This is a genomic window from Modicisalibacter ilicicola DSM 19980 (assembly GCF_900128925.1).
Lineage (GTDB): Bacteria > Pseudomonadota > Gammaproteobacteria > Pseudomonadales > Halomonadaceae > Modicisalibacter > Modicisalibacter ilicicola.
In genome coordinates this window covers 215,998-239,572 of sequence record NZ_FQUJ01000006.1, presented here as the reverse complement: position 1 = coordinate 239,572, position 23,575 = coordinate 215,998, and the positions used below count along the sequence as shown (strand labels likewise).

The following is a 23,575-nucleotide window of genomic DNA, read 5'->3' as shown; positions in this document are numbered from 1 at the left end:
TGAATTTGTTCATCATGGTACACCGCGTCCAATGAAAGCACAGCCGCCTAATAGCTCATCGAACCGCTCACCGGTCGCACGCTTCAAGCGTGCCGACGACCCCCACTGGCACTGGCTGGAGAATCGCGACGAACGCACCGTCATCGACTTCCTCGAAGCCGCCAACGCCCAATGCGACCAGTGGATGGAGCCGCTTGAGCCCTTGATCGAGCGGCTCTACCACGGCCACCTGGCCCGTCGGGAACTCGCGGTAACGGGCCTGAAGACACCTCTTGACCACTATACCTATTGGAGCGAAACCGCCGCCGATGCCGATCACCCCCGCTGGTGGCGCCATCCCAATGGCGACGACGAAGCCATCGAGCCGGTCATCGATCTCGAGGCGCGGGCTGCCGGGCATGCCTATTTCGAGCTCGGCGACCTGGCCCTATCCCCGGATGAGCAATGGCTGGCCTGGACCGAAGACACCCAGGGAAACGAGTACTTCGCCCTGTGCCTCTGCCGATTGCCGCATGGCCATCCGCGCACGCTGTTGGCAGACATCGGCCCCGAGCTGACCTGGGCCGAGGATAACCTGACACTGCTCTACACGCGCTACGATGCGATTCAACGCCCCGCCAGCCTATGGCGCATGGCGCCTGGTACAGGCGAGACGGAGAAGGTCTTCGAGGAGGACGATCCGGAATTCTGGATCGGGCTGGGCAAGACCCGCTCGAGACGCTGGCTGGTGCTGGAGAGCGCCTCCAAGGACACCTCGGAATGCCACCTGATCCCCGCGCACGCCCCGAGCACCCCGCCACGCTGCGTCAAGCCACGGGAAAGTGGCGTCGAGTATGGTCTCGAACATCGTCCCGGGCATTTCTACATACTGCACAATCGTGAAGCCCCCCACTTTCGGCTCGATGTCGCCCCGGAGACTCGCCCGGATCGCTGGCAGCCGCTTCTCGACCATCGCCAGACACATACCCTGGAAGGCGTGGATGCCTTCGTCTGGGGGCTGGTACTGGCCGAGCGCGATCACGACCAGGCCCAGATGCATCTGCGTGTCATCGAATTCGACCCAGAACACGGGGTGCTCGGGGATCGCCGCCTGTCACTTCCCGAATCGCCCTGCAGCGTGATACCAGGCGACACGCCCGACTTCGGCGCGCGCAAGCTGAGACTGCGCGAGGAGTCCTTCACTCTGCCGCCCCGCTGGATCGAACAGGATCTGGACAGCGGCGAACGGCGACTGCTCAAGGCCATGCCCATCCACGGCGACCTGCTGCCCGAGCAGCTCTCCTGCCGCCGGCTATGGGCCATGGCCGAGGATGGCGAGCGCATCCCCGTGTCCGTGGTGGCACGCAAGGAACTGCTCGGCACGCAGGCACTGCCTACCCTGCTCTACGGCTATGGCGCCTATGGCGAAGTGCTCGACCCCTGGTTCTCGGTGGCGCGCCTGGAACTGCTCTCGCGAGGCATGGCCTTCGCGGTGGCCCACGTGCGCGGTGGCGGGGATCGTGGTGAGCCCTGGTACCTGGCCGGCAAGCTCGAACACAAGGAAAACAGCTTTCGGGACTTCCTGGCGGCCAGGAATGCGCTGGTCGAGGCCGGATTCGCCGATGGTAGGCGCATCGCCGCCTATGGCGCCAGCGCCGGTGGCCTGCTGGTGGGTGCCAGCCTCAACCTCGACCCGGAGGCGTTCTGTGCCGCGGTGCTCGACGTTCCCTTCGTCGATGTGCTGCGCACCATGGAAAACCCCGATCTACCCCTCACCACCGCCGAATACACCGAATGGGGCAACCCCGACGAGCCCGACGCCAGGCGACGCATTCGCGACTATTCGCCACTCGACAACCTGTCGGCCCGACCCTATCCCCCGGTTTTCCTGCAAGGCAGCTGGCACGACTCCCGGGTGCCCTACTGGGAACCGGCGAAGCTCTACGCCCGACTGACCGAATTGGAAACCGCCCGCGGGCCGGTGCTGCTGCATACCGACATGTCGTCAGGCCATGGCGGGGCATCGGGGCGCTTCAAGGCCTGGCGAGACAATGCACGACAGGACGCCTTCCTGCTCTGGGCACTGGGCCTGGCGGAAGACGACGGCGGATAAGCAACCCCGGGGTCAATCCTCTACCGGCAGGATGGCGATGATGTGGTCTTCCCAGTGTGCTTCGTCGACATCGCGTTCGGAGACGGCAAAGCGAGCGACGCCGACCCCCGCACGGTGCACGCTGCCGGGATCGCCAGTGATCAGGGGGTGCCAGTCGGCCAGCCCACGCCCCTCGTGGAGTCGTCGATAGGCACAGGAGCGCGGCAGCCAGTGGAAGTCGCGTAGCGTTTCCAGGCTCATCCGGGTGCAGCCAGGCACTCGGGAAAAGCGATTGGGGTAGTCCTGGCAGCGACACTGCGGAATGTCCAGAAGCCGGCAAGCCACATCCAGCGTGATGACTTCGCCGCTGTCCTCGTCCTCGAGCTTCATCAGACAACAGCGACCGCACCCGTCGCAAAGGGCCTCCCATTCGGTTTCGCTCAATTCTTCGAGGGCGAAACGCTCCCAGAAGCGTTCACGCATCACGCCTCCCAGGGCAACGTCCAGGCTCAATAACGGGCTTCGGTAGGGGTGCGATACAGATCCAGTAGATACGCTTCCTTGGCAGGAGGCAACTGCAGATAGAACCCTTTCTCGTCGATGGCCGCCATGATCTGGACAGCATCGGCTCGAGCGAGCTTCTTGTCCTCGGTCAGCAGCATCGTCAATACCGGCACGGGCCGGCCGAAGCGCTCGAGCAGCAATTCGGGCACCTCGGTCACTCCCTTCGCCTTGTCGACGTAGAGGTACATCTCGTCCTTGCACGAACTCTTGAATATCTCGCAGAGCAGCTTGCGCATCACTCTTTTACCTCGCTTTCGCTTTCATTCAAGGCCCGCTCGAAGGCCTCGGCCAGCAACTCGCCCCGCCAGCCGGACGGCAGGGGCAATGGCACCTGATTCAGGTCGGCAGCGATCAACTCCTCGAGGTGGCGACGACGTGCCAGGACCTCCGGCGCCACGCCCAGATGCTGAGCCATGCCGTTCACCGCTTGCTTGAGGGCCTTGAAACGGCGCTTGAACGGCCCCGACAGTGGGGAAGGCAAGGGGTCGGGCAACTCCTCGGCTTCGAGATCGGCAGCGCCGCGCACCACGGACAGGAGCGCGTCGCCCTCGCGCTTGATCAGGGTGGGCTTGACCCCCTCGACGGAGGCCAGTTCGTAGCGGTTGCAGGGCAGCGCGTCGGCAATGGCAAACAGCACCTTGTCGCTGACCAGCCAGTTGCGCGGCATGTTGCGTTCACGCACCTCCGCCTCGCGCCAGGTCGTCAGCCTCTGATAGGCAGCCGTGGCACGCGGGTCGAGTCGCCACAGCTGGCGATTGCGGCGATACCAGCTTCCATCGCCTTCGCTGCTTCGCCCCGCCTGGTCGACCAGGGCGGCACAGTCCGCCTCAAGCCATCCCAGGCGACCGAGGCGCTCCAGTTCCTGGCGCTGCTTCGGCCAGATGAGGGGCAGATAGGCGACGTCGAGCGCGGCGTAGCGGCATTGCGCATCGCTCAGTGGACGCTCCAGCCAGTCGGAGCGTGTCTCGTCCTTGGGCAGGACGTCACCGGTCCAGTGCTCGACCAGTCGCTGATAGCCCATGGCCGGGTCTTCCCCCAACAGTGCCTGGGCCAACTGGGTATCGATGAGCGGTGCGACCGGCCCCCCCATCCAGTTGGCCAGCACCTCGAGATCCTCGCTGCAGGCGTGGAGCAGCTTGAGGGGCCCGTCAGGACCTAGCAGGGCCCGCAGCGCGGGGCCGGGCACCAATGCCTGGGGATCGACCAGGTAGACATCGTCTCCCCTGGTCAACTGGACCAGCGCCGGAATGGGATGAAAGCTGGATTCACGAATGAACTCGGTGTCCACCGCCAGGTACCGGGCCTCGGACAGCGTTTGGCACATGCTGTCGAGGGCCGCCGGCGTATCTATCCAGTGTATGGTTGGATCGAGAGGCATGATGGTTTTCGACTTCCTTGGGGTTCTTGTTGTAGGCGGTACAAACTGTCAACCGCCACTGAACGGCAGGCGGCCATTGAAGGCACGGCTCAAGGTACCACCATCGACGTATTCCAGTTCGCCCCCCATGGGCACGCCATAGGCCAGACGCGACAGGCGGATACCCCGCTCCCGCAGCTGTTCGGCGATGTAATGCGCGGTGGCCTCCCCCTCGACGGTCGGATTGGTGGCGAGGATGACCTCTTCGATGGCACCTTGATCCAGTCGTCCATCGAGCCGGTCGAGACCGATGTCCTCGGGGCCGATGCCATCCAGGGGCGATAGGTGGCCATGCAGTACGTAATACTGGCCCTGGTAGCCCCCCGCCTCCTCGATGGCCAGCATGTCCGCGGGCGATTCGACGATACACAGCAACGTCTCGTCGCGACGCGCGCTGCTGCAGAGTGCGCACACCTCCTCTTCGGTAAGCGTGCGGCAGCGACGGCAGTAACCGACTTCCACCAATGCTCGACCGAGCACCTCGGTCAGTCGACGACCGCCATCGCGGTCACGTTCCAGCAAGTGTAGCGCCATACGCTGCGCGGTCTTGGGGCCAACCCCCGGAAGTACCCGCAAGGCATCGAGAAGCTGATCGACGAGTGGAGAAAACCCCATCAAAAAGGCATCTTGAAACCGGGCGGCAGGTTCAGGCCAGAGGTCGCCTCTTCCATCTTGGTCTTGGAGGCGACCTCGACCTTACGCACCGCATCGTTGACGGCAGCGGCAAGCAGATCCTCGAGCATCTCCTTGTCTTCCTCCAGGATGGCGGGATCGATCTCGACCTTGCTTACATCGTGGCGGCCATTCATGGTGACCTTGATCATGCCGGCCCCCGCCTCGCCAAGCACCTCGGCACGGGCGATCTCTTCCTGCACCTGCTGCATCTTTTCCTGCATTTCCTGGGCCTGCTTCATCAGGTTGCCCATTCCGCCCTTGAACATGCTGTCACCTCAACGTGTTTGCCATTGAAAAGCCCGCCGACGAGACGGGTCACTCGGTCTGTGTCTGGGGCGAGACGGTCTGCTCCAGCAGACGAGCATCGAAGGCCTGCTCCAACTGCTGGATATGGGGATCACCGCGCAGGGCTTCAACCGCCTCGGCGTGACGCTCGGCCGCCTCGCGATCGCTGCATGCCTTGGGCGTCTCGACGCCGTCGGGGATGGCGCCCGGCTCGACACTCACCCGTCGCTCGATCCCCGCCTCGGCCAGCGCCCGCTCGATACGCTCGACGTGTACCTCGGCATTCATCGCCGCCTGACTGGGGTCAAGGCGCAAGCGCAGGCAACGCCCATCGTCGTCCTCGACGACACAGTGTGCCGCCAGGCTGCGGGTCAAGCCGGACAGGGTAAGACGGCGAAACAGGGCCAGCCACCCGGCATGATCGAGCACCCTGCTATCATCCTGTCCTTCCGCCTCGACCCTCGGTTCGCACTCCGCAGGCTCGGGCTCGGTCGATTCGGGCTCGGTCGATTCGGGCTCGGTCGATTCGGACTCGGTCGATTCTGACTCGGTCGGTTCGGAAGGCATCGCTTCCCCGGACGCCGCAGCAGCCGGAGCCGATGGCGGCTCGGACGGCATTTCCCAGGGCGGTGGTTCATCCACCGTGACAGCATCGCTTGCCGGCCCCCGGGGCTCGGAAACCTCGGGAGGGGCATCGGCCGGGGTATCGATGTTCGACGCACCATTGGCTGCTGCGGTATTTGCCTCGCCCCGCAGCGGCAAGGGAGTCCTGGGCGGCCTGGGAACCCCCTGGGGGCGAAACGCGAGCATGCGCAGCAGTGTCATTTCCAGCGCAGTGCGCGCGTCCGGAGCACTTTCCATGTCGGCACGCCCCTGCAAGCCGATCTGGTAGTAGAGCTGCACGTCTTCTGCCGTGAAGCGGGCCGCCAGCGCGAGCAGCGCATCACGATCGCCGTGGCCGTTGTCCAGGGCGTCGGGAACCATCTGGGCGATGGCCAGACGGTGAAAGACGCCGGTCAGATCGTCGAGCACACCGGCAAAATCCGGCCCTTGCTCGGCCAGGCTGGCCACCTCGGACAGCACTCGTGCCGCGTCGGCCTCGGCCAGCGCCTCGACGAGCGTCAACAGCAACCGATGATCGAGGGTGCCCAGCATGGCCGCTACGTCGGCGCGTCTTATCACCCCCTGGCCGAAGGCAATCGCCTGGTCGGTCAGGCTCATGGCATCGCGCATCGAACCATCCGCTGCCTTGCCCAGCAGCCAGAGTGCATCGTCCTCGTAGGCGACCTGCTCGGCGGTCATCACCCGGGACAGGTGCTCGACGATGCGTTCGGGCGGCATGTTCTTGAGGGTGAACTGCAGGCAACGCGACAGAACCGTGACCGGCAGCTTCTGAGGGTCCGTGGTGGCCAGCAGGAACTTCACGTGGGAGGGTGGCTCTTCCAGCGTCTTCAACAGCGCATTGAAGCTGTGGGTGGAGAGCATGTGCACCTCGTCGATGAGGTACACCTTGTAGCGCCCCTGGGCCGGCGCATACTGCACGTTGTCCAGCAGCTCGCGGGTGTCTTCCACCTTGGTGCGCGAGGCAGCGTCCACCTCGATCAAGTCGACGAAACGCCCCTCGTCGATGGCTCGGCAGCTGTCGCATTCGCCACAGGGCCGCGAGGTCACCCCCTCGTCACCGCGCCCTGCCGCCGTGCAATTCAGGCATTTGGCAAGAATGCGTGCCAGGGTCGTCTTGCCCACCCCTCGGGTACCGGTAAACAGATAAGCGTGGTGCAGGCGCCCCTGGTCCAGGGCGTTGACCAGCGCCCGCTGCACATGCTCCTGCCCTACCAACTCGTGGAAGGTGCGCGGACGCCATTTACGGGCCAGTACCTGATAGCTCATGCAGCGGTGGATCCTTGCAGAATGGTGAGGGTCGGCCAGCCAAGCGGAGATCGATGCCAGACACCCATTCTATCCGCTGGAGCTTGCGGCGGAAAGCACGCTCCCGGTGACTCACTTAAGGGCAATTTTGAATAAAGGGGGGAAAATCAGGATAATCATCGGGCTTTTATGCGCATAATTTTAGAGGCAGAGAACAAGAAACCTCGCGATCACTCCACACTTGATGTGTACTCAGTCGACCTAACCGTACAAGGAGCGCAGGCATGTTCAAAAAGATCATGGTGCCAGTGGATCTGGCACACCTCGATGTGATCGAGCCCTCGCTGCAGGTGGTCGCCGACCAGGCCAGGCATTACGGTGCCGAAGTCTGCTATGTCGGTGTCACCGCGACCACACCCGGCAGCGTGGCCCGCACCCCCGAGGAGTACCAGCAAAAGCTCGAGGCCTTCGCTGAGGAGCGGGCAAAGGTCCACGGTCAGCGGGTGAGCGCCCGAGCCATCACCTCACCGGACCCCATCGCTGACCTCGACGACGTGTTGATCAAGGCCATCGACGAGGTGGGTGCCGACCTGGTGATCATGCCGACGCACCCGCCGAAGCACCTGGATGTGGTCATTCCCGCCCACGGCGGCAAGGTCGCGTGCCATACCTCGGCCTCGGTATTCCTGGTGCGCCCTCAACAGGATTGATCGCTGCCTTTTTCGCTTCGCTCATCGACGTCAACAAGGAGAAGTCCCTTGACGAACGACAACAAGGCCCCAGAGGCCAACGCAGGTTCAGAAGGCATACCCGCCCCGGAAGGGCCTGCCAACCTCATCGATACCGACTACGTAATCGGTCAGGACAACATCACCGCCTCGCCATTGGGCGTGAATGTTGACTTGCATGGCAAGGTCTTCACCATCTCTTCCCTGGTGATCCTGTTCTTCGTGATCATCACCCTGGCCCTCCAGGACCAGGTCGAGCCGATCTTCGATGCCATCTTCGGCTTCCTGACCGGCAACCTTGGCTGGTTCTTCCTGCTAGCGGCCAACATCTTCGTGATCCTCGCCGTGGTGCTGATCTTCACGCCCATGGGCAAGGTCAGGCTCGGTGGTGCGCATGCCACGCCGGACTTCAGTTATGCCGGCTGGTTCGCCATGCTGTTCGCCGCGGGCATGGGCATCGGCCTGATGTTCTACGGCGTCTCCGAGCCGCTGACCCACTTCGGGACCGCCATGGGCGGCACCACCGCAGAAGACGGGATGCGCACGGACTGGTCGCCACTGGGCGCGGCCGCCGGCAACCAGGAAGAGGCCATCTCCCTGGGCATGGCCGCCACCATCTTCCACTGGGGCCTGCATCCCTGGGGCATCTATGCGGTGGTGGCCCTGGCCCTGGCGTTGTTCTCGTTCAACAAGGGCCTGCCGCTGACCATGCGCTCGATCTTCTACCCGATCCTGGGCGAGCGCGTCTGGGGATGGGCGGGTCACGTCATCGACATCCTGGCCGTGTTCGCCACACTCTTCGGCCTGGCAACCTCGCTTGGCATCGGCGCCTCCCAGGCCTCGGCCGGGCTTGGCTACCTGTTCGGCATCCCCGACAACGATGTCACCATGGTGCTGCTGATCATGGGCATCACCGCCGTGGCGTTGATGTCGATCCTTGCCGGCGTCGACAAGGGCGTGCAGCGCCTGTCTCAGGTCAACATGGTGCTGGCCTTCCTGCTGCTGGCTTTCGTCATCGCGGTCGGGCCGACCCTGATGATCGCCACCGGCTTCTTCGAGAACCTGGCCTCCTACCTGGTCCACCTGCCGGCGCTGTCGATGCCCTTCGGACGCGAGGACGCCAACTTCAGCCAAGGCTGGACCGCCTTCTACTGGGCCTGGTGGATCAGCTGGTCACCGTTCGTCGGCATGTTCATCGCCCGGGTCAGTCGAGGACGGACCGTGCGCGAATTCCTGATCGCCGTGCTGCTGGTGCCCTCACTGGTCTCGGTACTGTGGATGACCGCCTTCGGGGGTACCGCCATCGATCAGGTGATCACCGACGGCTTCGAGGGCGTCAAGGAAGCCGCGCTGGAGCTGCAGCTGTTCGTGATGCTCGGCCAGCTGCCGCTGACCCAGATCACCTCTTTCGTGGGCATCGTGCTGGTGATGGTGTTCTTCATTACCTCCTCGGACTCCGGCTCGCTGGTGATCGACTCCATCACCGCCGGGGGCAAGGTCGATGCACCCAAGCCGCAGCGGGTGTTCTGGGCGATCATCGAGGGGGCGATCGCCATCGCCCTGCTGCTTGGTGGCGGCCTGACGGCGCTGCAGACGGCGGTAATCACCACCGGCCTGCCCTTCACCCTGGTGCTGCTGGCAGCCTGCTATGCCATTATCAAAGGGCTCATGAGCGAGCCCCGCAGCGGGTGATGCCATCTTCACCCATGCCACGACACAAGGCGGCCCGCAGGCCGCCTTCTTCGTTTCAGCTCCACAGCTCGCCGACAGGGGTCTCGGGGTGGTAGTGGTTGGCAATCTGTGCCTGCAGCAACTCCGCCGTGGCGAGGGCATCACCCAGGGCATGATGCCCCGGATAAGGAGGCAGATGGTAGCGTTGGCGGCTCTCGTGCAGTCGAATGGAGAGCGGCTTGCGACCGGAGAGCCGCTTGGCCCAGGCCCAGCGTCGCCTGCGATGCAACCGGGCCTCCAGCTGCATGGTGTCGATCACCGGAAACATCAGTCTCTCACGCAGGCGGGCCCGAACCGCGGAATCCAGGAAGGAACGTTCGATATTGCGATAGTGCACGACGGCCAGCCTTCCGGCGAGAACGGCCAGCAGTTCATCCAGGATGTCATCGAGATCCGGCGCCGAAGCGATTTCCGAGTGCGTGATGCGGTGCAAGGTCACGGACTTCTCGGTCAAGGTGCGTGGCGGGTTCAGGACCCAATAGCGTTTTTCGGAAAGACGAATGCGCCGCAAGCTGAACGGCAGCACCCCGATACTGACGATGCCGTGGCGACCAGGGTCGAGCCCCGTGGTCTCCAGATCGAGCGCGACCAGGGACGCTTGTCCGATCGGTGTCTCCGGCGCCGGCCCTCCCGCGGCAAAGAAGCGCCGCAAACGCGGGTCCCGTGCCGCTTCGGCGCAGGAGGCCATGAAGAGCGGCCAGTCGTTCGGGTTGGCGCGAGAAGAGGATAGCGGCGACATGGTCAGGACAAGGAACTTTTCGACGACGTCGAATAGCGGAACTTGAGAAATTTCTGCGCGTGGCTCAGTGCCTCGAAGGCATCCTTGAGGTGGTGGCGATCGCTGCTGGAAACGTTTTCGGGCTCGATATTGTTGTCCGGTTCGCGCTCCGCCTCGATATCCAGCACCTGGTGACGGATGCGTACCATGGAAATGAACTCGAAGGCATAGCGCAGCCTGTCACTGACTCCCTCCGGCAGTAGCTTGGCGGCAGCGATGTCATCCAGGCGATTGAAGGTATTCTGTGATCGGGAGCCGCACGCCATGGCATGAACCCGGATAAGATCGACCAGGGGTGCGGTACCGCGACGCTTCAGATTGATCGAATTGTTGTGCTTGCCATCGTTTTCCATGACGAAAGTGCGAAAGAAGCCGAGCGGCGGAGTGCGATTACGTGCGTTGCGCGCCATGGCTGCCAGGAACAGCGGGCTTCGAGAGGCCTTCTCGGCCACCAGATCCTGCAACTGCTCGACGAATGCCTCTTCTCCGTGGACGCTGTCCAGATCGAAGAAGATCGAGCTATCCAGCAGGCGCTTGGGATTGGGCTCCTCGATCCAGGTGCTGAAGTACTCCTTCCACACCCTCAAGGGCTGCCGCCAGCGGGGGTTGGTGGCCATGATATCGCCCTTGCAGTAGCTGTACCCGCAGGCGTCGAGGCCATCACTGACGAACTTGGCCAGCGCCGCGAAATAGTCGTCGTGCTGGCCGGGCTCGAAGCGATCGTCGAGCACCAGGGCATTGTCCTGGTCGGTGATGATGGTCTGCTCGTCCCGGGCCATCGAGCCAAGTGCCATGAAACTGTACGGCACCGGGGGCGGGCCCAGCCTGGCCTCGCCCAGCTCCAGCAAACGACGCGTGAAGCTGCGTCCGATGGTGGAAAGGGCCCGGCCGATCATCTGCGAGGTTGCGCCCTCGGCCACCAGTTGCACGAAGGCGGCACGCACATCGGCGCTGAGTCGAGCCAACCCCTTGTCGCTGGACTGGTTGAAGATGTTGCTGACCAGGTAGAGGCTGCTGTGCGTCTCGTAACGCACGATATCCGATAGGTGCAGCAGGCCGATCGGTCGCCGTCGGTGCAGTACCGGCAGGTGGTGCACGTTGCTGCGCAGCATGCAAAGCATGGCCTCGTACACCGATTCATCGGACTGAACGGTGAGAAGCTCTTCGGTCATGACCTCGCTGACCGGCGTATCCGGCGTGATGCCCGCCGCCAGCACTCGGGTACAGAAATCCCGATCGGTCAAGATGCCTGCCAGCCTCCATTCATGTCCCTGGGCATCGGTGAAGTTACGCAGCCAGTCCTCGCCCGGCTCGGACAAGACCAGAACGGAAGTCGTGCCTTGGTCGGTCATGCGCTGGGCGGCATGTTGGAGGGATGCACCGGCCTCGATGGTCGCCGGACGACGGTTGATGAGCTTGCGCACCCGGGTCATCATCATGTCGCTTTCCCGGCGCTGCTGTTCCACCGTCATCTTGAGCCGCGAGCCGCCCGCCTCGACAAAATCGGCGAAGGCATCGTCCTCCTCGCACAGTCGCTCGAAGATCCTTTCCGGGATGAAATAGATCAGGGTGTCCTCGATCGCCCTGACCGGGAAGCGTACATGCTTGTTTCGCAGCAGATCCGAGTAACCGAAGATATCCCCTTCGCTCAATCGGTTGTAGAGACTGCCGCTGCGGCGAAACATCTCCACGGCACCGCTGCGGATGTAGCAAAGCTCGTGGGTTTCCTGATCCCGAGCCAGTATCTCGGAGCCTGCCTTGAAATAGCTGACCTCGATTTGGCTGACCACCGCATCCAGCAGCACGTCGGACAGGTGGTCGAAGGGCGCAAACCGGCCCAGGTGATCCCGGATTTCCAGCAACTCGATGTCCATGCGCGCCCCTGCTCTGGCCGAGATGATCGTGGTGGATACCGCAGCGTGAAATTGTCGAAAGGAAAGTCGGCAGGGTCAAGCGCCGTTAATGCACAGGCGCGCTCGCGAAGGAAGTCGGGGTTCCAATGGAGGCGACCCCCGCCAGCCACATCCCGGCACACGCAGCCACCACTACCGTTGCTCCCTTCCGGGCCTGGCGGGGTTTGCGGTTTAGCGTTGCGGGAGGACCGACGGGGGTCACCATAGATGGCAGTGGCCGTTCCAGGCATGACATTGTGTCAACGAATTCCTGGCCGGAGTTGCCAAATCGAGAGGCACTATACCAGCTGCCCTTCCGATCATCAACAGGCACAGAAATAAGAACCTCCATAACCCCCTACCGGTAAAAGAAAAAAACATCGGCCATTTTATTGACCCCTCGGCCTGCTATGCTGAGGAGAGTAACGTTGCATTTTTAGATGAATTGCACATCACCAATAACGACACTCAGGGAGACGATTCATGGAAAAGGATCCGAACAAGGGTTATGTCGCGATGCTCGGCTGGAGCTTGAGTGCCATCGAAGCGCTGGATCGCTTCGATCGACGCTACGTGATCGTCGCACCGGACTGGGCGGAGGAGTACTGCAAGGAACATGACATTCCGTATATTCCCTGGAATTTCGAGCGTCTCAACGACCGTTCCATGGAGATCGCCGAGACCCTCAACGACATGGGCGTTGATGTTGCCATTCCACTCTTCGAGGAGACCGTCGAATGGGCAGGTGCCATCAATTCGGTGCTCATGGACAATCCCAGGCTTTACGGCCAGGCGCTGCTGCTGCGTGACAAGGCACTGATGAAACGTCGGGCCCAGCTGGGCGGCATCCGCGTGGGTATCTTCGAGGAAGCCCACGACCGTGATGATGTGATCCGCTTTCTCAAGCGCGTCAACCAGACCCTGTTGAAGCTCGACGGCGACCCCAACGACCCTATCCATCTCAAGGCCTTCGACAAGGCAGGCTGCCTGGGTCACCGGGTGATCCGCACGCCCGACGAGATCGACACGATTCCCGAGGAGGAATTCCCGGTATTGATGGAAAGCCACCTGGATGGCTGGGAATTCGCCGTGGAAGCCTGGATCCACGATGGCAAGATACGCTTTCTGAACATCTCGGAGTACGTGACGCTGGGCTACTCCGTGTTCGTCCCGGCCACGCCCGAACTCGAAAAGTACCGCGACGCCATCACCCGCCAGATCGAGAAGCTGATCAGGACCTTCGATATCGATTTCGGCTTCATCCACCCGGAATACTTCGTCACCAGCGACGGCGAAATGTACTTCGGCGAGGTCGCCTATCGTCCGCCGGGCTTCAAGGTCTTCGAACTCCTCGAGCGCGCCTATGGGTTCAACGCTTACCAGGGCCTGGTGCTCTCCTTCGACCCCAAGACCACCGAGGAGGAGATCACCGCCTTCTTCCCCAGGGAGGTGGTCGATGCCAAGGGCCATGCCGGCTGTTTCGGTGTCTACCCACGGCGGCGCGTTGTCAGTAAGCTACATATTCCCGAGGAGACGGAACAGCACGAGTATTTCGAGTCCCATGAATTGACCGCGCCCCTGGAGGAGACCGTCACCAAGCGTACCGCCTTCGGCACGCACTGGGGGCTGATCTATTTCTTCGGTGACGATCCCCACAAGATGCGCGACTTGCTGAAACATCAGGAAGAACTCGATTTCTATGTCTGAGCCTTCCAGCGGCATGACAAGGAGTTTGTTTGACTAATCAAGGTGAAGGAGCCGGCGACCTGGAAAGGTTGCTGGCCAACCTGGACGAGGCGATTGAAATTCTTGCGCGGACGCCGAATTTCGCCAAGGCCACGAAAACCAACCGCGTGCTGACGGCTCTGCGCAAGATCATGATGGTGGACGGGGGGCTCGAGGCCATCGAGCAGCGTACCGCCCTGCTCGAGGCAGCAGGCATGTTCAATGGTTCCGACTGGGCGCAGCCGCAGATTCTGCAGCCCACGCTGACCAAGCATTCGCTGCGCTCGGACTCGAGCGACGTGGTGTTGATGGAAACGCTGAGCGAAATACGTCTGCTGGCCGTGGCCAAGGGCGCCTATCAGCACCCCTCCATGTCCACGGAGCAGGCCCACCACTACCTTACCCAGGTGCTGGCGCTCAATCTCGAGCTGCTGTTCACGCCTCCGAGCGAAGCAGAGCGCGTCCAGCAAGGCAACCTGGCACTGCTGACTCGCCGACTGCTCAAGCATCTTGCCGACGGTATCGGTTACGAGCATATCGTCGACCAGCTGGTCGACGAGATCTGGCGCATGCTGCAGCAGCGCCCCATCCAGGTCGACTCGATCAAGCAGATGATCCTCCAGATCGCCGCCTGTCGCGCCAACCCGGCCATCGAGCTCGGCGTCAGTGGCCAGGGGGCGGACCGCCTGATCAGCAGCCTCTTCGGCACCACCAACGGCTGCCGCGAGGACCCGGGGCTCGAGGTCTATCAGCAGCGCCTGGAGGCCATGGACAGCGCGGCCTTGCAGTACGAGGCGACGGGCTTTGCACGAGCGATGCACGACACAGGCCTGGTCTCCCCCTACCATGCCCTGCTGCTGCGTCACCTGCTGACCCATAGCGATCACATCCTGTCCGAGGCCCTGGGATTGTCCAGCACCGGGCGCGACTGTCTGCTGTGCTACCGTGCCCTGGTGCACGCCATGATCGACCTTGCCGTTCATCCCGAGACCAGCCAGGCCATCTACGGACTGGCATTGCTGCTCGAGCGCGGCATCCTCTATCAACCCCCGGTAGCGCCCGCACTCTGGCGACAGGTCGCCCTGGCGTTGTCCCCCTATTCCCAGCAGCGACTGATCCTGGCCTTCGGCGCCACGCCTTCACCCGCGGCACGACTGATGGAAGGCGTGCTCTGCATGCTCGGCCAGCCCCTCGGCGTGGGCCAAGGCAACAACCCGACCTGCCAGTCGGCGCGCGCGCTGTCGATGTGGGCCTACAACGATCCGGACTACCTCCTCCAGATGGTGGCCTGGGCAGCCCGGGACGACGAGATCATCATGCACTTCGAGGGGCAGCCGGTCTCTTCCCGGGAAAATCTGGAAGGTGTCGCCAAGGCGTTGCCCATGGACCTCGATCCACTATCGCTGCTGGTGGTGCCTCATCTGGATCGCATCTATGCCGAAATGGGCCGGCGCTGCGTCGCCCGAGGGGAGGACCCTCACCGCTGGATCAATCCCGAGTTCCACGGCTGGTGGGCCGGGCGCGGCTTTCGCATCGCCGTGGACGTGGCCAGTGGCAAGCTGTTTCAGCTCGAGGATTTCCTGCGCCACTTCTATGCCTGCTACCACCCCTACTACAACGGCAATCAACCCCTGATCCACCCCCAGCCGGCAGGGGTCGCGGTGACCGACAGCGCCGCCCGCTTCATCGGCTGGCATGCCATCACGCTCTTGCGCGTCAATCTCGATCCGCAGCAGGTGATGCGCATGTACTTCTTCAACCCCAACAACGATAGCGGCCAGGATTGGGGGGATGGCGTTGTCGTGAGCACCGCCGGTCACGGCGAGCGCTATGGCGAATCCTCCCTGCCCTTCGAGGATTTTGCCTCACGGCTCTACATCTTCCACTACGACCCGCTGGAGCCGGGTGATCCCAGTTGCGTCGACGAACAGAACATCCACAGCGTGGTCGACAGTATCCAGCGCACCTGGGCCAAGGACCGCATTCCCGGCGACGCCTTGCAGGCCGCCAGCGGCCCGGCCTGACAGGCGCCAGGGTGCCGCTAGAGACAACGCCCCCACCGGTATTCCGGTGGGGGCGTGTCATGGCGGCGCGAAACGGCGATTCAGTCCCGGGTCTCCGTCCCCGCTTTCATCCGCCGACGCAGCATCGGCCCCACCAGGTAGGGCAGGATCAACCCCAGGATAGCCACGCTCCATAGCCCTATCGCCAGGCCGCTGTTCCACAGCACCGTCCAGTCGCCGTCGGCGATGTCCAGGGCATGGCGCAGGTTCTTCTCCATCTCCGGCCCCAGAAGCAGCCCAAGAATGATGGGCACCAGCGGAATCTCCAGCTTGCGCAGGAAATAGCCCCCTACCCCGAAGGCAACCATGAAATAGAGATCGAAGGCGGAATTGCTGATCGAATAGATGCCCACGAAGGCCACCATGGTGACGATGGGCAGCAAGTACATCGGCGGCACCGACAAGAGCTTGACGAAGATGCCTACCAGCGGGATGTTCAGCAGCAGCAGCAGGAAGTTGCCGATGAGCAAGGCGGCGATCACCCCCCAGACGATGTCCGCGTTCTGGGTGAACATCAGCGGACCGGGCGTGATGTTCAGCGAGATCAGCAGTGCCAGCAGCACTGCCGTCGTGCCGCTGCCCGGCACGCCCAGGGTCAGCATGGGCACCAGGGCACCTGACGACGCCCCGTTGTTGCCGGCCTCCGGCGCCGCCACGCCTCGCGGGTCGCCCTCGCCGAAATAGCCCTTCCTGCCGAGCACCTTCTTCTCCAGCGTATAGCTGATGAAACTCCCCAGGGACGCCCCCGCCCCGGGCAAGACGCCGGCAATGAAGCCCAGCACGCCGCCACGAAAGGAGGTCGGCAGGATCGCGACGATCTCCTTCCAGGAGAGCTTGAGCTTATTGATCACGATCTCCGACTTCCCTCCGCCGGCACGCGCCTCGATGAAGAACAGCAGTTCGGAAATCGCGAACAGGCCCACGATGGTGATGATGAAATCGACCCCTTCGTAGAGTTCGAGGACGCCAAAGGTGTAGCGCTGCACGCCGGTGTTGTCGATGCCCACGGTGGCAATCATCAGTCCGATGGCGGCGGCCATGATGGTCTTGACCGGGTTCTTGCCGGTGATGCCGCCCAGGGTCGCGAAGGCCAGCACGAACAGGGCGAAATATTCCGCCGCACCGAAGGTCAGTGCGAACCTGGCCAGCAGTGGCGCCAATAGAATCAGGCCGATGGTGGCAATGAGGCTGCCCATGAACGAGGCGACGGCAGAAATCGCCAGCGCCTCGGCGGCCTTGCCCTTCTGGGCCATCGGATAGCCATCGAGGCAGGTCATCATGGCCGGCTCGTCACCGGGAATGTTCAAGAGAATCGACGAGATGCGCCCGCCGTACATGGCACCCGCATAGACCGCGGTGAGCATGATCAGCGCCGTTTCCGGACGCAGCCCCAGGGTGAATGCCAGGGGAATGAGGATCGCCACCCCATTGGCCGGCCCCAGGCCGGGCAGCGCGCCGATCAGGGTGCCGAGGAACGCCCCCAGGAGCGCGAACATCAGGTTGTGCGGGGCCAGGGCGACACCGAACCCGTCGAGCAGATAGTTGAGGGTTTCCATCAGTCAGCCTCCAGCACACTCAGCACGCCCCAGGGCAACGGCAGATCAAGGGCGTAGGTGAACAGCAAGAACACCACCACGCCGGAGACGAGGCCGGTGAGATAGGCGCGCAGGGGCGCCGCTCCCATGCGCCAGCACAGCGTGCCTACCGCCAGGGTCGTGGCAATGACGAAGCCCAGCGGTTGCAGCAGCAGCGTATAGGCCACCAGCACCACCACGGCGATCACCAGTTCCAGCCAGGTACGACCTGGTGGCCAGGCATTGTCCGGGTCCGGCTTCACGATCAGATAGAGGCTGGTCAGCGCAAGCACTACCGCCAGCAGCTTGGGAAAGGTTTCGGGGCCGACCGCTTCGGCCCCACCGAACGGTTCGGGGAACTGGGTGGTGCCCCAGCCGTAGGCCACGGCCAGCACCAGCATCAGTACCCCGAAGAGACGATCGTTGAGCGCCATTACTGAATCAACCCGATATCCCTGGAGAGCGATTCGATGTCATCGATCTGCTGCTTGACGAAGCTCTCGAATTCACCGGCGCTCATGTGGAAAGGCATCAGGCCGTTTTGCTTCATGACCTGCTTCCACTCCTCGCTCTCGTAGATGGTGTCCATGGCATCGACCCAGTACTGCTTGGCGTCGTCGGAGATATCCGCCGGCATGTAGAAGCCGCGCCAGTTGGGGCCGACCGCATCGATGCCCTGCTCCTTGGCGGTGGGAATGTCGGAGAACTCGCCCGGCAGACGCTCCTCGGAGAGTACCGCCAGTACTCGCAGGTCACCGGATTCCATGAAGCCCTGGGCCTCGGTGATATCGCCGGTGAAGGCGTCGACATGGCCGCCGACCACCTGGGTCATGGCCTCGCCACCGTTGTTGTAGGAGAGATAGGGTATGCGCGGCAGATTCTCGATCCCGGCATCCTGAGCGGCTATCAGCACCTTGAGATGATCCCAGCCCCCCTTGGCGCTGCCTCCGGCGAACTTCACCGCCCGCGGGTCTTCCTTCAAGGCATCCATCAGGGCCGGCAGGTCCTGATACTCGGAATCCTTGGAGACGGCGATGATCCCATAGTCGGCCCCCAGGGCCCCGATCCAGTTGACCATGTCCGCATCCATGCCCTGGAACTGCCCCTGGGCCAGGCGGGTAGTAGTTGCCGTCGACGCGGCCACCAGCAGCTGCTCGTCACCCGCGCGCTTGCTCACCGTATGGGCATAGGCGACGCCGCCACCGGCGCCGGCCATGTTGATGGTCTGCACGCTACGCGGTACCAGATCGAGTTCCTCGAGCACCTTGCCGACACTGCGGCAGGTGAAATCCCAGCCGCCGCCCGGGTCGGCCGGAGCCAGACACTCCACCTTGCCACTGGGCTCGAAGGCCATGGCCATGCTGCCGCTCAGTGTCAGTGTCAGTGCGGCCAGAAGTTTGATCGGTGTTTTCATCGTCATTGTTGTTTCCCTTTGATTGTCAGAGATGGGAGATGGGTTCGAAGAACATGGCGGGGCTCGGCCTTGCCCTATTCCTCGACGTTGCCTTACAATTCTGTAAGGCAGAACATCGTTCCTTGGAGTAGAAAGCTAGGCACCCCAGAGAGAGACGTCAACGCCTATCGTCCTCATTACGACCAAAGTCGAGCCAGGACGGCGAGGCTTCTTCATCACCTGCATGAGGCATACTGTCAGCATGGCACAAGATCGCGTAGAGGCCGTGGAGCGGGCATTGACCATTCTCGAGGCATTCGACGCCACCGAGGAGTGCTTTACCCTGGCCGAGCTGGCGAATGCCACCGGGTTCTACAAGAGCACACTGTTGCGGCTGCTGGGATCACTCGAGCGGTTCGATTACGTGCAACGCGGCGGCGACGGGCGCTACCGCCTGGGGCCGACACCGTGGCGTCTGGCACGTCGCCACCTGCCAAGCCGCCGGCTCGAGGCCCGGGTCCAGCCCGTTCTCGATGCCCTGGCCGCCGCCAGCGGCGAAACCGCCACCCTGATCGCAGTCACAGGCGAGAGCGCCGAATGCCGCCTGGTAGCCACGCCCGACAGTGCCTTGCGTCACGAGCTGTATCCCGGTCAGCGCTGGCCCGCTCCCGCCGGCGTCCCGACGCTGGACTTTGCCGGGGGGGTGATGATCTGCCGCCGAGTGACGTCGACCGATTCGGAGACCCTCTGGCTTGCCGTTTCAGGCCCCCAGGGGCGCCTCGATAGCAGCAGCGCCGAGGCGCATCTCGACACGGCGCTGAGCAAGCTATCGCACCGAGCCGTCGAGGTGACCCCATCCACCCTGTCATCGCCCTGAACACGAGATCGCCATGAACCTGTTGCTGATCGAAGACGACGCCCTGCTTGCCGAGACGCTCGCCGACGTGCTGCGACTCGAAGGCCATCGGGTCACGGCCCTCGGGGATGGCATCGAGGCCCGTGAGAGGCTGTCCCGATCCGACCATGGCCAGGACCTGATCCTGCTCGACCTCAACCTGCCGAGCTGCGGTGGACTGGAGGTGCTCGCCACCCTGCGCCGACACGACCCGAAGACCCCGGTGCTGATCCTCACCGCTCGTGGCGCCATCGAGGACCGCGTGCAGGGGCTCGACCTGGGCGCCGACGATTACCTCGCCAAGCCCTTCGCTCTGGATGAACTGGAAGCCCGGGTGCGCGCGTTGCTGCGGCGTCAGGCGCGCGATGCCCAGTTGCAGGTCGGCACCCTGGTATTCGATAGCCTCGTCCAACGTTTCACCCTGCGGGGAGTGCCGCTCAATCTCCCTCCCCGCGAACAGCGACTGCTGGCCTGCCTGATGCGTCATGCCGGCGAACCGGTGGACAAGGCACGCCTGGCCGACGAGGCCTTCGCCGGCGAATCCCTGGGAGACAACGCCATCGAGGTCTACGTGCATCGTCTGCGCCGCCGCCTGGCCGACAGCGATGTCACGTTGTATACCGTTCGCGGCCTGGGTTATCAGCTGGTGGCGACGTGAGTGTCCGCAACAGCCTCTACTGGCGTCTGCTGGCCTGGTTGCTGCTGCCCTTGCTGGGCCTGGCCGCACTGATGTTGTGGCAGGCCTATCTGGGCGCCCGGGACACCGCCGATCGCGCCTTCGATCGGCTACTCGAAGCCGCCTCCCTGGCCATCGCCGAACAGGTCAAGTGGCAGGACAATCGCCTCTGGCTCGACCTGCCCCCGGCGGCTCTGGAAATGCTTGCCACCGATGCCGAGGAACGGGTGTTCTACGCCCTGTATGCGACCGGAGACGAATTCGTCACCGGCAATGCCCGACTGCCCGCCCTGGAAGGTGGCGGCACGGCATTGCGCTTTGCCGACGTGGGCTGGCAAGACCAGACCCTGCGCCTGGGCGTCCGTGAAGCCAGGTTGGAGGACTGGGACCAGCAAGAACGCTTCGAGGTGCGTGTCGCCCATACCCGCGAAGGCCGCGAAGCATTGGCCTTCTCCCTGTTCCAGGGCAGCCTGGCGCGCGTCGCTCTGCTGGCCTTGCTGGCCACCGGCGTACTGGTACTGGCCATTCGCTTCGCCCTGGCACCGCTGACCCGGCTACGTCGCGCCATTCGCGCCCGAGACCCGCGCACCCTGGCGCCCCTGGAGCTGGCCTTGCCCCGGGAACTCGCCGAACTGCGCGAGACGCTCAACGAGTTGCTCTCGCGCATGCGTCGGGTGCGTGCCAACCAGGAGCGCTTCATCGGCGATGCGTCCCATCAACTACGCACCCCGCTGGCAGGCCTGTCGGCGCGCGCCGAACTGGCCCTGCGCCAGAACGACCCCGACGCCTGGCGTGATGCCCTGCAAGCGATGCGAACCACCAGCGCCAGCGCGGCGCATCTGGCAGTACAGCTGCTGTCGCTGACCCGACTCAACAACCCCGAAGCCACGCCCGAGCTCGAGCCGCTGGACCTGACACGGGTGGCCCGCAGGGCAACGCGCCATGCACTCTCGGCCTGCCAGCGTGCCGGCATCGACCTGGGTGTCGAGACACCCGAAAGTGCCGTGATCGTCTCGGGGATCGACTGGCAACTGGAGGAGGCCCTTGCCAATCTCATCGATAACGCCCGGCGCTATGGAAGCCAGGGCCGCGACGACCCGTGCGTCACCGTCCGGGTGAACGCCTCGCCGCCCGCCCTCGAGGTCGAGGACAATGGCCCCGGGATTCCTGCTCATCTGCGCCTGATGGTGTTGCGCCCCTTCTTTCGCGGCCAGGCCCCCGGCGAGGGCTCGGGGCTGGGGCTGGCCATCGTCGATGGCATCGCACGAAGCCATGGCGCAAGACTGAGTCTGGAAGAAGCGTATTCGGGACATGGCCTGCGCGCGATCATACGCTTTCCCGAGGCCCACGCATGAAGGCTCGATTACTCGCCGCGCTGCTATGGTTGGCATCGGTGTTGCTGTCCACGACAAGCAAGGCAGAGACACTGCACTATCCGCTCCTCCCCGTGCGCAGCGATGCGCCGCGGCTGCTGATCCACGGCGCCCTGGATCCACCGCTGATCGCCCCGGTGCTGGAGGACTTCCATCGACGTCATCCGCACATCGACCTGAGCTACCGCAACCTCACTACCCTGGAGATACATCGGGCCTTCCTTTCCGACGGTGGCGAAACACCCCCGGACGTGGTGATGTCATCGGCGATGCCCTGGCAGTACCAGCTCGCCAATCACGGCTACGCCCAGCCGCTGGAGAGCCAGGAGGCTCGGGAGTGGCCGGCCTGGGCGCATTGGCGGCACGAGCTGTTCGGCATCACCTTCGAGCCGGTGGTGATCGTCTATCGCAAGGAACTGGCCAAGCGTTTCGGGGCGGTGAACGATCATGGCGAACTGCTTCGACTACTCGAGCGTGAGCGCGACGAGTTGCGCGGTCGTGTGGTCACCTACGATCCGGCCCGCAGTGGCGCCGGCTACACCTATGCCGTCGAGGAGGCTCGCCTGTCGCCGCGCTACTGGGCGCTGGTCGCCGCCCTGGGCGGCGTGGAGGCCGACCTGGTGGGCACCACCGGCGAAATGCTCGACGGGCTTGCTAAGGGCCGTTATCTCATCGGCTACAACCTGCTGGGCAGTTACGCCCAGGCCTTCAGCCGTGAACATCCGGAACTGGAGGTCGTGGTGCCCGACGACTATGCGCTGGTCATGCAGCGCCTGGTGTTCCTGTCACGCTCGGCAGGCAATCCCGCGCCAGGGCAACGTTTTCTCGACTACCTGCTCAGCGAGGCGGGGCAACGCGTGATCGGCGAACATACGCCACTCGGCACCGTGCACCCGGCCCTCGAAGGGCCCGGCAGTGCCCAGGCGCTGCGCGAGCGTCTCGGCGAGGCACTGCGACCGATCCGCCTGGGGCCGGGCCTGCTCGCCACCCTCGATCGTCTCAAGCGCGAGGCGCTGCTGGCGCGCTGGGAGCTCGAATTCCGGCGCGGCGCCACATCGCCCAGGCCTCACTCCCTGCACCCTCGACCAAGAAGCCACCATGATGCGCCTTGATCAACTGCTCGTCGCCCGGGGCCTGGCACGTTCGCGTACCCGGGCCCAACGCCTGATTCGAAACGGCCGTGTGGCCCTGGAAAGCGACCCCGCCACGCCCTTGACCAAGCCTGGCGAAAAGCTGCCCGACGATGCATGCCTCTTGCTCACCGAGGACGACGAGGAGCGCTATGCCTCCCGGGCTGGCCTCAAGCTGGAGGCGCTTCTCGATACCCTGGACCTGCGTCTGGACGGCAAGATCGTGCTGGATGTCGGTCAGTCCACCGGAGGCTTCACCGATTGCGCCCTGCGCCACGGCGCGGCGCATGTCATCGGTGTCGAGGTGGGCCATGGCCAGCTCGACTCCAGGCTCCGCCACGACCCTCGCGTGACCTGCCTCGAAGGCCTCAACGCCCGGGCCATGGCCGCTGATCCGTCTCTGCAGGAGGCCAACGAGCAGAACGCTCCAGCGGGCATCGCGGTGGCGGTCATGGATGTCTCCTTCATCTCCCAGACCCTGATCCTGCCCGAACTCGGTCATCTACTGGAGAGCGGCGCCGAACTGCTCTCGCTGGTCAAGCCGCAGTTCGAGGTGGGCCCCGGTCGGGTCGACCACCGCGGCATCGTCAGGGATCCTTCCTGCTACGCGGACGTGGAACGGCGCCTTCGGGACTGCTGTGCCGAGCATGGCTTCGAGGTGCTGAGCTGGCATGACAGCCCGATTCTCGGCGGCGACGGCAACCGTGAATTCCTGCTCCACGCAAGGCGCCGGTGA

The 23,575-nt window shown here is 63.8% G+C and carries 21 protein-coding genes and 1 other RNA gene; 10 read left to right on the top strand and 12 right to left on the bottom strand.

Features of this window, described 5'->3' with window-relative positions; genetic code table 11:
- The first annotated feature begins 31 nt into the window (after nucleotides 1–31).
- Entirely contained in the window at nucleotides 32–2,092 is a 2,061-nt protein-coding gene (locus BUA41_RS08665; protein WP_072821790.1) for a S9 family peptidase, read from the top strand.
- A 12-nt stretch (nucleotides 2,093–2,104) separates the two neighbouring features.
- Here the strand turns inward: BUA41_RS08665 and BUA41_RS08660 are convergent, their stop codons facing one another.
- Genes BUA41_RS08660 through dnaX form a run of 6 tightly spaced genes read right to left on the bottom strand, consistent with a single transcriptional unit; the run spans nucleotide 2,105 to nucleotide 6,902 of the window.
- Nucleotides 2,105–2,554 (bottom strand): YcgN family cysteine cluster protein, encoded by a 450-nt coding sequence (locus BUA41_RS08660; protein ID WP_072821897.1) that lies wholly within the window; start codon nucleotides 2,552–2,554, stop codon nucleotides 2,105–2,107.
- 26 nt (nucleotides 2,555–2,580) lie between these two features.
- A complete protein-coding gene (locus BUA41_RS08655; protein WP_072821789.1) occupies nucleotides 2,581–2,871 on the bottom strand; it encodes a YcgL domain-containing protein in 291 nt (96 codons plus the stop codon).
- Nucleotides 2,871–4,013, bottom strand: a complete 1,143-nt coding sequence (rnd, locus tag BUA41_RS08650) for a ribonuclease D (RefSeq protein ID WP_072821788.1) — start codon at nucleotides 4,011–4,013, stop codon at nucleotides 2,871–2,873. Before rnd ends, BUA41_RS08655 begins: the two co-directional genes overlap by 1 nt.
- Before the next feature lie 48 nt (nucleotides 4,014–4,061).
- The gene (gene recR / locus BUA41_RS08645; protein WP_072821787.1) at nucleotides 4,062–4,667 is read right to left on the bottom strand and encodes a recombination mediator RecR; all 606 of its coding nucleotides are present in this window, start codon (nucleotides 4,665–4,667) and stop codon (nucleotides 4,062–4,064) included.
- Nucleotides 4,667–4,993, bottom strand: a complete 327-nt coding sequence (locus BUA41_RS08640; RefSeq protein WP_072821786.1) for a YbaB/EbfC family nucleoid-associated protein — start codon at nucleotides 4,991–4,993, stop codon at nucleotides 4,667–4,669. Before BUA41_RS08640 ends, recR begins: the two co-directional genes overlap by 1 nt.
- Before the next feature lie 49 nt (nucleotides 4,994–5,042).
- Nucleotides 5,043–6,902: a DNA polymerase III subunit gamma/tau gene (gene dnaX, locus BUA41_RS08635; RefSeq protein WP_072821785.1), complete on the bottom strand. Its 1,860-nt coding sequence runs from the start codon at nucleotides 6,900–6,902 to the stop codon at nucleotides 5,043–5,045.
- Nucleotides 6,903–7,165: 263 nt separating this feature from the next.
- On the opposite strand from dnaX, the gene BUA41_RS08630 reads away from it, so the two are divergent.
- On the top strand, nucleotides 7,166–7,591 hold the full coding sequence (locus BUA41_RS08630; protein WP_072821783.1) for a universal stress protein: 426 nt from the start codon (nucleotides 7,166–7,168) through the stop codon (nucleotides 7,589–7,591).
- Between the two features lie 48 nt (nucleotides 7,592–7,639).
- Nucleotides 7,640–9,301, top strand: a complete 1,662-nt coding sequence (locus BUA41_RS08625; protein WP_072821781.1) for a BCCT family transporter — start codon at nucleotides 7,640–7,642, stop codon at nucleotides 9,299–9,301.
- 55 nt (nucleotides 9,302–9,356) lie between these two features.
- Here BUA41_RS08625 and BUA41_RS08620 read toward each other — a convergent pair whose 3' ends face one another.
- From BUA41_RS08620 to ffs, 3 genes are all read right to left on the bottom strand, one after another.
- Nucleotides 9,357–10,079: a 3'-5' exonuclease gene (locus BUA41_RS08620; protein ID WP_072821779.1), complete on the bottom strand. Its 723-nt coding sequence runs from the start codon at nucleotides 10,077–10,079 to the stop codon at nucleotides 9,357–9,359.
- A gap of 2 nt (nucleotides 10,080–10,081) precedes the next feature.
- Nucleotides 10,082–11,992 (bottom strand): DUF294 nucleotidyltransferase-like domain-containing protein, encoded by a 1,911-nt coding sequence (locus BUA41_RS08615; protein ID WP_072821778.1) that lies wholly within the window; start codon nucleotides 11,990–11,992, stop codon nucleotides 10,082–10,084.
- Nucleotides 11,993–12,128: 136 nt separating this feature from the next.
- An RNA gene (gene ffs / locus BUA41_RS08610) (signal recognition particle sRNA small type) lies at nucleotides 12,129–12,225 on the bottom strand.
- Between the two features lie 268 nt (nucleotides 12,226–12,493).
- Between ffs and BUA41_RS08605 the strand changes: the two genes are divergently transcribed.
- Together BUA41_RS08605 and BUA41_RS08600 are read left to right on the top strand one after the other, a co-directional pair.
- A complete protein-coding gene (locus BUA41_RS08605) occupies nucleotides 12,494–13,717 on the top strand; it encodes an ATP-grasp domain-containing protein (protein ID WP_072821776.1) in 1,224 nt (407 codons plus the stop codon).
- A 29-nt stretch (nucleotides 13,718–13,746) separates the two neighbouring features.
- On the top strand, nucleotides 13,747–15,759 hold the full coding sequence (locus tag BUA41_RS08600) for a hypothetical protein (protein ID WP_072821775.1): 2,013 nt from the start codon (nucleotides 13,747–13,749) through the stop codon (nucleotides 15,757–15,759).
- A gap of 80 nt (nucleotides 15,760–15,839) precedes the next feature.
- On the opposite strand, the gene BUA41_RS08595 is transcribed toward BUA41_RS08600, so the two are convergent.
- From BUA41_RS08595 to BUA41_RS08585, 3 genes are read right to left on the bottom strand one after another with little or no spacing between them, the layout of a single operon-like run.
- Entirely contained in the window at nucleotides 15,840–17,354 is a 1,515-nt protein-coding gene (locus BUA41_RS08595; RefSeq protein WP_072821773.1) for a tripartite tricarboxylate transporter permease, read from the bottom strand.
- Nucleotides 17,354–17,806, bottom strand: a complete 453-nt coding sequence (locus BUA41_RS08590; RefSeq protein ID WP_072821772.1) for a tripartite tricarboxylate transporter TctB family protein — start codon at nucleotides 17,804–17,806, stop codon at nucleotides 17,354–17,356. Before BUA41_RS08590 ends, BUA41_RS08595 begins: the two co-directional genes overlap by 1 nt.
- Nucleotides 17,806–18,792, bottom strand: coding sequence for a Bug family tripartite tricarboxylate transporter substrate binding protein (locus BUA41_RS08585; protein ID WP_072821771.1), 987 nt, complete (start codon nucleotides 18,790–18,792; stop codon nucleotides 17,806–17,808). The genes BUA41_RS08590 and BUA41_RS08585 overlap by 1 nt, the downstream gene beginning before the upstream one ends.
- Nucleotides 18,793–19,027: 235 nt before the next feature.
- Here BUA41_RS08585 and BUA41_RS08580 point away from each other — a divergent pair, with 235 nt between their 5' ends.
- The 5 genes from BUA41_RS08580 to BUA41_RS08560 are packed head-to-tail and all read left to right on the top strand — an operon-like array spanning nucleotide 19,028 to nucleotide 23,575.
- On the top strand, nucleotides 19,028–19,642 hold the full coding sequence (locus BUA41_RS08580) for an IclR family transcriptional regulator (protein WP_072821770.1): 615 nt from the start codon (nucleotides 19,028–19,030) through the stop codon (nucleotides 19,640–19,642).
- A 13-nt stretch (nucleotides 19,643–19,655) separates the two neighbouring features.
- Complete coding sequence (locus BUA41_RS08575) at nucleotides 19,656–20,318, top strand: response regulator transcription factor (RefSeq protein WP_072821768.1); 663 nt, start codon at nucleotides 19,656–19,658, stop codon at nucleotides 20,316–20,318.
- On the top strand, nucleotides 20,315–21,691 hold the full coding sequence (locus BUA41_RS08570) for a sensor histidine kinase (protein WP_072821766.1): 1,377 nt from the start codon (nucleotides 20,315–20,317) through the stop codon (nucleotides 21,689–21,691). Before BUA41_RS08575 ends, BUA41_RS08570 begins: the two co-directional genes overlap by 4 nt.
- Nucleotides 21,688–22,821, top strand: a complete 1,134-nt coding sequence (locus BUA41_RS08565) for an ABC transporter substrate-binding protein (RefSeq protein ID WP_072821764.1) — start codon at nucleotides 21,688–21,690, stop codon at nucleotides 22,819–22,821. The genes BUA41_RS08570 and BUA41_RS08565 overlap by 4 nt, the downstream gene beginning before the upstream one ends.
- Nucleotides 22,808–23,575, top strand: coding sequence for a TlyA family RNA methyltransferase (locus BUA41_RS08560; RefSeq protein ID WP_072821762.1), 768 nt, complete (start codon nucleotides 22,808–22,810; stop codon nucleotides 23,573–23,575). Before BUA41_RS08565 ends, BUA41_RS08560 begins: the two co-directional genes overlap by 14 nt.